The organism is Paenibacillus nanchangensis (assembly GCF_046543445.1).
In the GTDB taxonomy this organism is placed as follows: domain Bacteria; phylum Bacillota; class Bacilli; order Paenibacillales; family Paenibacillaceae; genus Paenibacillus_AQ; species Paenibacillus_AQ nanchangensis.
Map to the genome: position 1 here is coordinate 14205 of NZ_JBHOFD010000019.1, position 13707 is coordinate 27911.

At 50.7% G+C, this 13707-nt stretch carries 10 protein-coding genes; all 10 read right to left on the reverse strand.

Features of this window, described 5'->3' with window-relative positions:
• Nucleotides 1-15 precede the first annotated feature (15 nt).
• The 10 genes from ACE6ED_RS16155 to ACE6ED_RS16200 all read right to left on the reverse strand — a co-directional run bounded on the left by ACE6ED_RS16155 (nt 16) and on the right by ACE6ED_RS16200 (nt 13692).
• Entirely contained in the window at nt 16-1653 is a 1638-nt protein-coding gene (locus ACE6ED_RS16155) for a response regulator (RefSeq protein WP_410828229.1), read from the reverse strand.
• Nucleotides 1631-3391, reverse strand: coding sequence for a sensor histidine kinase (locus ACE6ED_RS16160; protein ID WP_410828230.1), 1761 nt, complete (start codon nt 3389-3391; stop codon nt 1631-1633). The genes ACE6ED_RS16155 and ACE6ED_RS16160 overlap by 23 nt, the downstream gene beginning before the upstream one ends.
• A gap of 39 nt (nt 3392-3430) precedes the next feature.
• Nucleotides 3431-5128, reverse strand: a complete 1698-nt coding sequence (locus tag ACE6ED_RS16165; RefSeq protein ID WP_410828231.1) for an extracellular solute-binding protein — start codon at nt 5126-5128, stop codon at nt 3431-3433.
• 191 nt (nt 5129-5319) lie between these two features.
• Complete coding sequence (locus ACE6ED_RS16170; protein ID WP_410828310.1) at nt 5320-6267, reverse strand: carbohydrate ABC transporter permease; 948 nt, start codon at nt 6265-6267, stop codon at nt 5320-5322.
• Between the two features lie 16 nt (nt 6268-6283).
• Nucleotides 6284-7180 carry a carbohydrate ABC transporter permease gene (locus ACE6ED_RS16175; RefSeq protein WP_410828311.1) on the reverse strand — a complete coding sequence of 299 codons (897 nt, stop codon included), beginning with the start codon at nt 7178-7180 and terminating at the stop codon, nt 6284-6286.
• A gap of 5 nt (nt 7181-7185) precedes the next feature.
• Nucleotides 7186-9741 (reverse strand): DUF5696 domain-containing protein, encoded by a 2556-nt coding sequence (locus ACE6ED_RS16180; RefSeq protein WP_410828232.1) that lies wholly within the window; start codon nt 9739-9741, stop codon nt 7186-7188.
• Between the two features lie 14 nt (nt 9742-9755).
• Nucleotides 9756-10382, reverse strand: coding sequence for a YIP1 family protein (locus tag ACE6ED_RS16185; protein WP_410828233.1), 627 nt, complete (start codon nt 10380-10382; stop codon nt 9756-9758).
• Nucleotides 10375-11829: a hypothetical protein gene (locus tag ACE6ED_RS16190; protein ID WP_410828234.1), complete on the reverse strand. Its 1455-nt coding sequence runs from the start codon at nt 11827-11829 to the stop codon at nt 10375-10377. The genes ACE6ED_RS16185 and ACE6ED_RS16190 overlap by 8 nt, the downstream gene beginning before the upstream one ends.
• Nucleotides 11830-11851: 22 nt before the next feature.
• Nucleotides 11852-12733, reverse strand: a complete 882-nt coding sequence (locus ACE6ED_RS16195) for a carbohydrate ABC transporter permease (protein ID WP_410828235.1) — start codon at nt 12731-12733, stop codon at nt 11852-11854.
• On the reverse strand, nt 12730-13692 hold the full coding sequence (locus ACE6ED_RS16200; RefSeq protein WP_410828236.1) for a carbohydrate ABC transporter permease: 963 nt from the start codon (nt 13690-13692) through the stop codon (nt 12730-12732). Before ACE6ED_RS16200 ends, ACE6ED_RS16195 begins: the two co-directional genes overlap by 4 nt.
• Between the last annotated feature and the right edge of the window lie 15 nt (nt 13693-13707).

Here is a 13707-nt window from a genome sequence, read left to right on the forward strand (position 1 = left end):
CGGCGTGACGGCGTGTTAAACGCCGCTTTTTTTGTACAGTGAATCGCGGTATTCCTGCGGGGTCATGCCTGTCGTTTTTTTGAAAAAACGCGTAAACGAATGGGCGGCTTCATACCCTACGATCAATGCCACTTCCCTAATCTTCAAGTTGCTTTCCCGCAGCAGTTCTTTTGCTTTGCCCGCCCGGCAGTTATCGATATACTCGGACAAATTGATCCCCTGCGCCTGCTTGAACAACCGCGACAGATACGAAGGATTAAAGTAATGAAGCTCTGCCAGACGGACCAAAGACAAATCCTCCCCCAGATGGTTTTGAATATATTCGCAGATATGCGCAATGACGTTCGATGAATGCTCCTTTTCGTCAAACCGCTTCACTTCAAAGATGCGTGCGGCAACCTTCTCCAGATGCCGGATGCCCTCTTTCATCGAAGCGTGGGCGTCTAAGCGCATGAGCTTGGCGTAATCCTCGATTTGATTGTGGAGGCGCCAGCGGTTCACATAAGACAGCAGGACAATCGCTACCGTGTAATACATCTCCGCCGCCACTTCTATGGATTGGTTGGGATGAATACTGCGGACGATCTCATAAAAAGTGTCCATAAAACGTTCCTGTCTTCCCGTCTCCAGATGCGCCGTCAGATTGTCTACCCGCTGGTTAAGCCGCTTGCCCTCCTTCTCCTCAACGGATTCCTCCGGGTTTAGCCGGTCAACCAGCACTATAGGAATACCGTCGCCTGTTCGGATCTGCTGCAGCTGGCGCAGGCGCTCATGCTGATCCGTAATCGCGGTCCAGGCCGACGGACTGCCGCTGACCGTAAAGGACAACGGCACGCCAAGCGTCCGGTCGCAAGCTTCTTGAATCAGCTCCAGGGTCCCTTCCAGGTACCTTAATAAAGACTCCCGGTTGTTGTCATCCGTTATCCGCTCTGTTTGCACAAACCACAACCAGTCGCCGTACCGGTCTGCAATTACGGCACATCCGGCCAGCTCCGACAAAAAACTGCCGGCTACAAGATGCGCTGAAGCCAGCAGCTCATTCCGGTCCAAAAAGGAGGCCGTGTCCGGAAAAGCCGGCTGCCCTAAAATCAAAATAACCGGAAGCTCCGGGTCAAAGCTGAGCTTTAATTTGTGAAAATCCCTGGATAAAGCGCCTGGGTCCTGACACAGCGACACGCTGTCCTGCAGCAGGTGCCGGAGATAATCGCCCTGCGCGGCCGTCTCGATCGCCTGCCGCTGCTGAAGCGATTGTTCCAGCAACCCGTTCATAAGGTTGCCCTGTTCGATTTCTTCAATCGCATCCTTGACCGTTTCGATGATCCGCTCGTAGCCCTCCGTCTTCAGCAGATAACGGGCATTGGGAAGTTGCAGCGCCTTATAGGCGTAATCGAATTCACTGTACCCGGTCAGGAAAATGATTTTGCATCTCGGCCAAAAACGCCTGATCTCCTCGGACAGTTCAAGCCCGCTTTTTCCCGGCATGCTGATATCGGTGAGCACCAGATCGATTCGGGTCCGCGTCAGCCACTCCAGCGCCTCTTTGGCCGAATAGGCCTTGCAGACATCCAGCTTATCGGGAATCAGCCGGTTAAAGACTTCATATAATCCGTCCGTGATAATTTCTTCGTCATCAACAATTAAAAGCCGGTACAACGGCCTCTCCCCCTGTCAGCTTAATGCGAATTTCAACTTTGAGGCCGTTCAGCTCGCTCCGGGACAAGAACAGGCCGCTGCCTTCCCCGTATATCAAACGAATCCGCCGGTGGATATTCATCATTCCTGTAATTTCGGAGGGTTCTGTATGCTGCTCCAGCCGGCTTCCGAGCTGCTGAATGGCTTCTTCGGACAGGACGCCTCCGTTGTCTTCCACGGTAATCCTAATCTCCGTATCCCTCCTGTCAAACGAAACGCGGAGTTGCCCTTCTTCCGTCTGTTTTTCAAGACAATGTTCATACGCGTTTTCGATAATCGGCTGGAGGATAAGCCGGGGAACCCGAATGTCCTCCAGCTCGTTTGGAAGCTCGTCAAATTGGACCTGAATCCGCCTGGAGAACCGCATTTTCTGAATTTCCGTGTACATCCTGGAATGCCGTGTCTCCTCCGCCAAGCGGACATCGTCATCTCCATTCCGGGTAATGAACCGGAAATATTCGCCCAGCATGTTGGAGAACAGCTCAATCCGCTCAACATCGCCCGTCTTGGCCAGCGAGTTAAGGATAAAAAAGCTGTTATACAAAAAATGCGGATTAATTTGCGACTGCAGCTGCTTTAATTCCGCCCGCTGCATCATCAGCTTTTGTTTGTAGTCCTGATCAATCAGTGTTTTCAGCCGGGTCAGCATTTGATTGAAACGCAGATACAAAAATCCGAATTCGTCTTTGCGTTCCGTTGCAATCCGGGTATCCAGCGACCCGCTCTCCATTTTTTTGAAGCTGCGCACCAGGATCAGCAAAGGTTTTTGTACGAATTTATAAGTAGAATAAGCGTATATCAAGATGGCTAAAAACGATGCGGCGGCGAACAGCCATGCCCAAATCACAAATTTGCTGAGCGGCCGTTTGACGGCCGCCTCGGGCAAATAAGCCGCCACAGCCAGTCCAAGCGCATCGGATTTGATCCGGTCGACATGATACCGGTCTCCGTCAATCACCCAGGTCTTCTCAAACCTTCCTTCGCGCAAGGCTTCAAAATAGCCCGGAATCAACTGCTGTGCTGTTCTTCCGCTGCCAAGCGCATAACCCGAGGTTTCGGACAGCAGCAATGATCCGCTGCCGTCATAACTGTTAAGCTGTGTTAACGACTCCTTCAGCTTCTCGTTGTCCAGCTCAATCTGGACAATAAACAAAGGCGGTTCGCCTTTTCTGCTGCTGGGCTGGGAGACGCTGAGCTGCAGCGCATGGTTCCAATGGATCAGCCTGCCGTTTTGTTTGGACCGTACCGGCCAAAAAACGTCAAATTTCTCCCGGTCAAACGCATCCACAGCATGGACCGCGGAAATCGTTCTGTTGATGGTCCGGATATGGACGTAAATATCGCTGATGTAGGCACTGCTGCTTTTCAGGGAGGTAAGCCGCTCCGTAACGTAGTTTAGAGCTTCCCTTCGCTCAATATCGTCCATATACGCCCAGGTAACCGCCAGTTTGTTCAATTCCGTGTCCTGGACCAGATCATATTGCTGAATTTCCATCCATTCAATTTCACGGTTTAAATCCTCCAGATAGTAGCTTAATTGCGACACAGCAGCTCTGGACAAGTCCTGGCTGGCGTTTTTATAACTCCAGTTATACAGATAAAGGCCAAGCAGCAGGATCGGAAGAATGATGGCCAGATAGGTCACAATCAGCCGGATAAAAATCGTGTGGCGCATCGACTCAGCCGGAAATTTGAGCAAACGAGACGCCCCCAATCCACATCCGCTCCACATCCCGCATCATGGTTTAACTCCGCCTTTCTCCCGGTACCACGCATTCACTTCCTGCGTAATTCGTTCACCGCCAAGCTCCTTCCATTGATCTACAAATTGATCAAATTCACTCAAGGGCCGTCCCTGGATGATATCCAGAAACACATCGTTTCGCATATTGTACAAAATCGTTTGCTTTTCGATCATCGTTTCCGTGGGAACTCCCGTAAAAGCTTCATGCAGCAGCTGGTTATTGGCTTTATACTGCTTTAGTATGGACATGGCGCCCGACGGTCCGTAGGTCAGGTTCCAGCCCCAGCCGGTTGCTTCCTCGCTGCCGCCGGCTTCATAAGCCGCAATTCGTTTCTGGATAGTTTTTGCCTCATCTTTTAAGACGGAAGCATCGCCTGTACGCCGGAATTCCTCCAGCTGCAGATAGGCATCCAGGTTCTTCATCACCGGAAAAGGATTGACCGGGGACAGCTTCCACACCGCAAGGGGAGAGTTATAATAGGTTTCGTATTCACCGGTGACGCCCCAATTTTTCTCCAGGTGCAGATTAAACAGCTTCACCAGCGCTTCGGGATGCGGATACCCTTGTCTGACCGCTAAAAATTGCTGGGTTGCAAACGGAAGCGGGACTTTTGGCGGCTCCCCGGATAACGAAACAATGGGAAACGCCTTCCACTTTGCATCAGGATTTTGTTTGCGGCTGGTTTGGACAAGAAACGAACCCCATTGCTCTCCGTAAAGCATGCCTACTTTTTCTTCGGCAATCAGCCGGCCTGCTTTTTCCCCGTCCTTGATGGCAAATTCCTTATCCAATTGTCCGGTACGGTACATGTCCTGAAGTGCCGCCAAAGCAGCTTTCACTTCCGGCTGGATGCCTCCGTACACAAGCTGGCCCCTTTCGTCTTGTATCCATAGATTAGGATAAGCATCATATCCGGCCATAAAACCGGACAACCCCATAACCGGGTCCCACAAATATTTGGTCAAGGCAAGACCATAGGTATTCTGCAGCCCGTCCCTGTCGGGATCCTTTTCTGTAAACGCTTTCGATATTGTCAGGACATCATCCATTGTCTTGGGCGGCTGCAGGCCAAGCTGTTCCAGCCAATCTGTGCGGATCCAGATAAACATGGCGCCTTCAATGGAGGAACCCGTCTCCGGTATGGCCATCAGCCGGCCTCCAATCGTTGCGGTATCGAAAGGGCCGCTGCCTTCTTCGCTTAATACTTGTTTGGTTAGCGGTGTGGCGTAAGCTTCATATACTTCTGTTAAATCCTGAATTAGCCCTTCACTGCTCAGCATCCTTAGCTGGGATGCGTTCACTCTTACGACATCGGGTATTTCACCGGATGCTAGGGAGACACCAAACTTACGGTGAAATAAATTTCCCCTGGCGATCCATTCGTATTGAATCCGGATTCCCAATACCTCCTCATACAGCCGGGTCCACCGGTTGTCGGCCAGCGTTTCCCCAGGCAATTCGCTTAATAATTTCTCAAGCGAATCGGAGTTCTCCCTGACGAAGGACAGGGTAACCGGCGGATCATACCGGCTTAAACCCGGTTCTCGGTATAAGAGTACCTGCTCCGGCGTGCCGCCCGGTTTCGGCGGACTTAAAGGATCGCCGCCCGCCTGCTCGCAAGCGGTAGACACCAGCACAACCAGACAAAATGCCGCGGCCAGCTTTGTTGTATAAGAGAAAAAAACCTTCACCTTGTACCCTCGCTTTACCGGATAATCAACCTTCGGTTACACAGCGTTCAGCCTGCGGCGTCTTTGATTGTAACCCTACCGCGGCCGCAGGCTGAAGCATACCAGAATATTTTATTATCCAGGCAAAATCAAAAAAAATGCAAGGTGCAGATCTTGATCCGCTATCCCGAAATTTACTTATCCGGATAAAACTATCCGACTATGCCTGTACGCTCAATGCTTTCCACAAAATAGCGCTGCACAAACAGATAAATGAGAATAAGCGGCAAAATGGCGAGCAGAATCCCCGTGTCCTGCACCATACTTAAGTAGAACGGATCCGGCTTGGAATTGGCGCCATCCTGCAGCATAATCGACAGGTTATAAGGCAGCGAAGCCAGCTGGGTAGACATCACCTTACTGGAGGTAAGGTAAGTCGTGGTAAAGAAACTGTCGTTCCACTGCCAGACAAACGAGAACAGCAGCACTGTAACAATAGACGGAATGGCGTTAGGCAGCATGATGCGGTAAAACGTTTTTCCCACCCCGGCTCCGTCTATATAAGCGGCTTCTTCCACCTCTTTGGGAATCCCTCTGAAAAATTGCCTGAAAATAAAAATGTACAGCCCTGCTTTCAGCGAGTTTGCCGTAGCCGACGTTAAAATAAACGGCCAATAGGTGTTGAGCAGATTAATCGGTTTGCCGGTTATTAGCGGAATCAGGCCAAGCAGACTAAAGTCCTTCAGATTTAAATACACCGGAATCAAAATCGTAATTGGCGGGACCAGAATGGTCAATATGACACCGGCAAACAGCAGATTGCTGCCCTTGAATTTCAGCCGCGCGAATCCGTAGCCGGCTAAAGCGCAGGAGACTGCCGTCAGCAGCGTGGTTACGGTCGAAAGGGTAAACGTGTTCAGCAGCGCCTGCCAATAATCCATAATTTGAATCGCATTCTTAAAATTATCAAGGGTAAACTGCTCGGGAATCCAGATCACGATCGGCGAATACAAGTCGCCTTTGTCTTTGATGGCGGTCGATATTTTTTGTAATATCGGATAGATAATCACAAAGGATAACCCGGCAATCAGCGCAAAACGGACGAACGACCATATCCATTTCTTCCACTGTTCCAAGGACAGCAGCCGGTTCACAGCCATCGGATTCATCTCCTTTTTAATCATAGTAGAAGACCTTCTTGGAGATCAGATAGCTGCTGATCAACAGAATAAGCGTCACCGCTACAAAATAAAGCCAAGCCATTGCCGAGCTGAGGCCAAAATTGAATTGGGTGAACCCTGTTTCACGGATCAAGTCCGTCATTGCATTGGTCGAAAAGGAATCAATGATCGTATAAATGACATTCACAAGAATAAGCGGGCTGACCATCGGAAAGGTGATCTTCCAGAAGGCTTCATAACCAGTTGCCCCTTCCATCTTCGACGCTTCGTACAGCTGCGGCGAAATGGTCTGAATCCCCGCCAAAAAGATCAAAATTTGCACGCCGGACTGGCTGACAATCTCATAAATCCGGCTGACGGCTCCGGTGAGATAATTAACCACCCACTCACTCAGGCCCGCATTCAGCATCAACCGTTCCAGTTCAAAGGTGCCCAGACCATGGATAGCTCCAGCTCCCGCATTCTGGTCGTTTACTGCCTGGATCAGGCTGGTGCTTTCCAGATTTAGGATCACCCCGGAAGCCAGAATAACCGGCAGGAAAAAAATCGATCTGGCCAAAGACCGGCCAAAAAACTTCTGATTCAGCAGTACCGCCAGAAACAGGCTGAAGATCACAATCAGCGGGACATTAATAACCATGTTCAAAATGGACTCTGCCAGCGAACGGTTAAATTCGGTGTTCACCGTGAGCGCTTCCACGTAGTTGCTGAGCCCGGTAAATTGAATGATCAAGCCGTCCGAGTTGGCTTCCACCGAGCTGAGACTATAGCGCAAGGAATTGACAAGCGGGATCAGAAAGAAAAACAGGAAACCTAACAGCCAGGGCAGAACATACATAAATCCCCAAAAGGCCTTTTGCTCGTTATACGATTTCGCTTTAAGTCTGAACATGGATTTCAAGAGGGATCACCGCCCGTAAGGTAACTGGTTGCCTCAATCTTTTGGCCATTGACCTGCACAGGTGCGCGGTTGTAATTCACAATCACATACAGGCCGTTTGCGTACTCTGTTTTGTAGACGCCTTCCGCCAGCTTCCCGTGTCCCGTCATCCGCTGATTCTGAACCTTCTTCAAGACATCATTCACTTCCCGGTACATTTCTGCGGCTGTATTCATCCACTGTTCGTAGTTAACGGCGTACAAATTATCAAATTCCGTATCTTTCACTTGATGATTGGGCGCATAAATCCATTTGAAATAGACACCGGAACCAAACTCCAGACTTTTAAGCACATATTCTTTCGGGTCGGTAAATGTAGATAAATTATACGGAGCTCCCGTATAGTTCACGTACCCTCTGACTACCATTTGATAAAAAGGGATTTCTTCATCTTCCAGCTTAAATTGGCTGCTCGACATCGGAGCATGGGTGATGTCGGTCAAAAAAGGCAGCGCATAGGCGTTCCCCCCGTTTGCCAGCATTTGCAGCGGCAGCCCGGATAAAGCGCGCAGTGATTGAACCGACATTTCCTCCGACTGCAGGCGGTCGATTTCATGATTTCTGCGGTAATCACTGTGGAGCTGGTCCGCCAGGTCTCTTAACGAAATGGCGTCCGCCCCAAGATCCTGAAATCCTTTCGCCACCCCGTCCGCGTAATTTGCGGCAAACCGCGGCGAAATAATATAGGATGGCGAGCGGTCCCGGTCGCGGCGGTTCAGCGCCATATTGTACGGATACACGGCGGCCGGCACTTCGTTCAGTCTCCGGGAAGCTTTTTGGTTCACCTTGAACCCGGAGGTCCGGCTGGCCGACAAAAGCGCCACGTCGGGAAATAACGTTACCTGCTGCTCTTTGGCAAACCTCAGCAGATTTTTGAACTCCTTCTCCCCGCCTAACGCTTGATCCACAGAAATCCGGCTGGGAACTTTATGGCCCAGTCCCTCATTAAACCAGCCGGCATATTTCAGCCTGATGTTGTCAATCCCGCGTTCTTTCATTTGCCCGATTAGGTTTTGGGTCTGCTGGAAAGTGGTTAGCGGCTCTAAGGCTTGATAAGGAATGCCAAGAACATGCTTTTTCTTCGTAATGCCGCCGACAAGCTCAAGATAAAACGGAGCATTACCGGCCGGCTTGGCATCCTGCGGCCCGGGCAGCCCGCCCCGGCCGGCCAAATACCGCTGGTAATATTGCGCCATGCCTTGGTAGGTAGCCTCCTCTCCGCTCAGGAACGCATAGCGGATGACATAATCGGTCTGAGGCGGCTGCTGCTGGAACCGGGGCAGCGTGCGGTTCTGGTCGGTTGCCGTTAAGGTCAAATCTCCTTTGGCAATAAAAGTGAAGCTGGGGTATACGTAGTTATATCCGTTCACCCGGCCGCTGACATCGGCATTAATCGTAGCCAGCGGGGCTCCCTGGTCGATGATGCCAAGCATCGCGCCTTCTGTCCGGATTACGCCAAACAACGGCAGCTTGATCTCCTGCTGCTGGGTATACGCATCCGTTGTTTCCATGGCCCCGTCCATCCCGTACACCGTCTGTTTGTAGGCGGGATATTTTGTTTTGCCATTGTTAAAATGAATGAGCGCTCCGGAGCCGTCCGGCACAAACAAAGAGCCTTCGTCCTCCAAACCGCCCGCTCCAAAGAAACTCAGTACGGACAGTGTATTGACCGGATAATCTTTGGGAAAGCGGATGCCGGCCGCAGGAATCTTGACAACCAGCTGATCGCCGTCCAGCGCATATTCCACCGACAGCTGGAAAATCCGCGGCACCGGTTTGGTTTGGTTTAGCTGGTTGTCGGCTATATCCTGTTCCAAATCTTGTTCTGTATAGCCGGCTTCCTCAAAACCTTTTAAAGCGCGCTCCAGCTGCAGTCCCTTTAAAGCCTCGTCATTCCGGGTATAGACCCCCGTTTCTTCATTAAAGGTGTAAGCGATTTTCATGGTACGCTGTCCCGTTTTGTTCATCTTGCTTAAGATCTTGTCTTCAAACCGCTCTTTCTTCATCTTCATAGGCAGATCGTCCACTGTTTTGGCATCCGTTCCGAACTGATATCCTACTTTCACGCCACCTGCCGTGGTTTCGATCTTCATCTGCTTGTTCTGTACACTGTCGGTATAGGAGTTCACCGAGCTGATCTGCCCCAAATGGTTGTAAAAGTCCAGTTTAATCTGGGACGACAGCAGATCTTTGTTGATCCCGCTGGCCAAGGTATCCTTATCGCGTTCAGCCGGGTTGCTGTACCAAATCTCCCCATTTTGCTGATTAAGCACAGCGATTCCGCCCGTCTTGTCGTCAATGAACAGCCGCAGCCGGTCATTTTCCAGGACCCCTTTCATCCCGGACACACGGGAATCGGCAAAAGCGGCTTTGACGCCGCCACCTTCCCCAAAAGAAAGGGTCAAATCCGGCTCATACGCGCCCGCCTGACTGTTTTGCCCGGAGGACATACAGCCTGTGAATACGCTGAAACTGAGGACAAGCAAGAGCAATATCGTCAGCAGCTTCCTCATTCCTTGCCTCCTCCTTATCTTCGCAAGACCATTTCTTGATAGATCGTAGAAAAAAACATAACAATTTGCTGGATCAAACTAAAAAACAGCAGGGTCAAAAAGGCCATAAACCCTACGGCAACAACCGTGAGCAGCAGGGTGCCGACCGTTTTTAACGGCGTAAACTGATGAACCGTCATGGTCCCCACGAACAGCAGCAGCCCCGCCCAGAGGACGGCCAAATTTTTAAAAAAGTAATAAAAGGTGCTTTCCTGCAAGGAAACAAAGTTGCTGAGCCAAATCCATGGCAAGTTAATCAGCACGATTGGGACCAAAGCAAAGCAGGTGGTAATAAAAATCTCCGAAAATTTGCCTTCGCCGTCCATCAGCGTTGTCAGCGACCAATTGGCTACACACCAATAAAAAACGGGAACAGTGACATACACCACTTCCAGCAGGCTGTTCAAATGTGCCGGATTGTTGTAGTTCACCAAAAAGCCGCTGTACTGGCTGCTTAATACGTTGGTGAAGATCATCAGAAATAGGATGATGAAGGACAAAATCAGATTGGTTTTTTGGCTTCGCTCGTATTTCAGGTCCCAGTAGCCGTTAAACGGATGAACCATAACATGGAACGGGGCTTGCAGCGCCTCTCTATTCAATGGAAACAACCTTCTTTCTTGCCCTCATTTTGCGAACCGTTTTGAGCGCCAGCCAGCCGATAACCACTACGATTACCGCAGTCATAATGGTGGAGAAGTGGCCCCTGAGCACTTCCTTGCGGTATAGCAGAAACGCTTTGGAATAATGGGCATGATCCATACTTCGTTTAAAATATTGAACCGCCTCTTTGTAGTTGCCCTGCCGGAGATAAGCCTTGCCGATGCCGTCGTAAGCATACTCCAGATTGGCATTCATGTTGGCAACTTTGGCAAACAGCTGGGCGGCCTGCTCTTCATCTCCTTTGTAATAACTTCTGACCGCGGCGTTCAGCGTGCGTCCATAATCCGTTGTCTGGAATACGGTAAGTTCGCCAAGGGCCTGATCCAATACCAGCAGATCGTCGCCGCTATGCTCGATGGCGACCGGGTTGCTAAACTCACCCAGCCTGTTGCCAAGCCCGCCAAATATATACATCAGAAAGCCGTCGCCGTTATACGTAAAAATTCTTCCGCGTTTGGCATCAAGCACGGAATAGATTTCACTGTCGGTAACGTCGATGTCAATCAACCGGGAAGCGCCGGTCACATTGGTGTACATCATATCGCCGATTGGCTTGAAGTACCCTTCCCTTCTTAAAATGTCCGCTCCCTGGGCGTTCAGCTTCTTAATGGGATCGCCGTATTCGTCGCCATTAGTCGCGTACAAAAAACCTTCCTCGTTGATGTCCAGATTGGTGAACTCTGTCGGGGTATACATTACCATCTGCTCGCGTTGGGCTTTGGTCGAAATCGACTTCCAAAAATAATCGATCGGGTCAACCTGAACGCGGTTTGCCCCTATAAATGCTTCAAACGCTCCGTCCGCGCTGAATTCCATAAATCCGTCGAACACGCCGGCGGACATGACATAAATCCGGTTCGCCCGGTCCACCACCACCCGAACCGGCTGAAATTCAAAGTTAGCCTGCAGCAGCTCGGATTTCGGCGTTTCCAGGATATCGACCAGGTTAAAGCCGGCATCCAGATGGACTACTCTTTTATTGCCCGTATCGGCAATGTAAACATGTTTTTGATCGGTAACGAACAGGCCTTGGGGATTGTTAAAGGTTTGCTTTTTCCCCTGCGCGGTAAAGGAATCAACGGTTTGGACGGAGCGGTAATCGGCATCCAGTACGACGATCCGGTTGTTCCCGGTGTCGAGAATATAGGTCTCCTTGTCAGCGGTCACATGCAGATCCTGGGGAGTCTTGAACTCCCCTGCTCCCGAGCTTTTTCCCGTCACCAGCGAGGTGGCCTCATAGGCGGAAGGAGCGGCAACATTTTCACCCCAATAGGAATAATTGTAGGAAGGAGCGGCGGTTTCAGCTTGGGCGGTCCCGCCCCCCGCGCCCAAACCTGACAGACAGGCCAGGGCGATGATGATTCGTCCGATGCTTTTTTTGTTCACGGTTTCTGTTCACGCCCCTTCTCTACTCTTTCATCCCTGAGGTAGCCATCGTCTGAATCACGCTGCTCTGCGAGATGATGAACAGGATAATCGGGACGGTCATCAGCAGCAGCGCCACGGCCGCGCCGACTCCAGCCCGCGCAATCCCGCCAAGAATAATTTGGCTCAGCGCATAATGCAGCGTTTTCAGATTTTCGCTGTAGATAAAGTTGCCTCCATCCGTTCCCCACAAAGCGGGAAACTGCAGAATCATCAGCGTCAGCCAGGCAGGCTTCACATTTGGCATAACAATTTGCCAAAAAACCCGGTATTCATTTGCCCCGTCAATTTTTGCGGCTTCAATTAGCGCATCGGGGATCTGCTCCATAAACTGCTTCATTAGAAACAGCCCAAGCGGGAAAGCCAGCGATGGAATGATGATGGCGGCTTGCGTATTAATCCAGCCAAGCTGCGACATGACCAGATAATTGGGTATTGCCGTGACATGCGGTGAAAACATCAAAGACAGCACAACGATTTTGAACAGCAGATTGGAGCCGGGAAATCTGAACTTCGCCAGCGGATAAGCCGCGGCGGAAGCCAGCAAAATATGGCCGGCCGTCCCAACTAAGGTGATCAGTAGCGTGTTGGCAATATAGCGGGAAAACGGTACCCAAGAGTTGCCCATAATGGCCAGCAAATCCGTGAAGTTCTCCAGCGTGGGATTTTTCACCAGAAACCGCGGCGGAAAAATAAACAGCTCATCCAGCGGTTTAAACGCATTGTTCACAGTGTAGATCAGCGGCAGGACCATAAAGGAACCAAACAGGAACAGAAGTACAAACAGCATAAAGCTGACGGCAAACGAACGGTTCAGCCTTTTTTGCGGGCGAAAGACCGCGATAACTCGGGTATGCAGGATCATTCCCCCACCTTTCTCAGCAGTTTTTGCGTCAACATGTTGGTTCCCAGCATCATGGCAAACAGCACGGTTGCAATTGCGGAGGCATAGCCCATTTCAAACCGCAGGGTGCCGTAATCCATCAAATGCGTGACCACCGTATGGCCCGCGTAATTGACGCTTGGAAAACCTGCAAGCGCGATGGATACCTCGGCGACCGCAAACGAAGCGGTAATCTGCATCACGGCGCCAAACATCAGCTGGGGACGCATGGACGGAAGCGTGACGAACCAGAGCTCCTGCCAGCGGTTTTTGACGCCATCCATCGCCGCAGCCTCAAACAGGGATTTATCCACTGTCTGTAATCCGGCAATAAAAGCAAGAAAGCTTGTGCCCAAACTCAGCCATAACTGAACCACAATAATGATGGGCAGGATATACTTCTCATTCTGGAGCCACTGAACCGGTTCCAGCAGGATGCCGACCCGCATCAAAAATCCGTTTAAATATCCGTAGCTGTCCCCCGAAAACACGATCAGCCAAATAAAAAACACATTCCCCGAGATCGACGGGGCGTAAAACACCAGCGTCATCAGCGCCCGGACAAATGGCGACAGCTCATTGATTAACCAGGCGAACAGGAAACAGGCGATGTAACTGAGCGGGCCCGTGATCACGGCGAACAGCAGGGTGTTTTTTAACGCAATCATAAACACGTCGTCATTCAAAAACAGCCTGGAGTAATTTCCCCATCCGAGAAAACGCGGAGCCTCCAGCATATTGAAGTAAAAGAAACTCAACCCAAAGGATATGACCACAGGAATAACAGTGAACAAAAAGAAAATGATCATATAAGGGCTCATCATAAAATAATGATGTTTGTTGTTTTTGATCTCTTTCCACAGCAGGGCCAACCGTGAGGGTTTGGCGGAATGAACCTGCCCCTGCAGGGCCGGCTTGGCGGGATGTTGAACTTGCACCATCGGCTTACAGCCTCC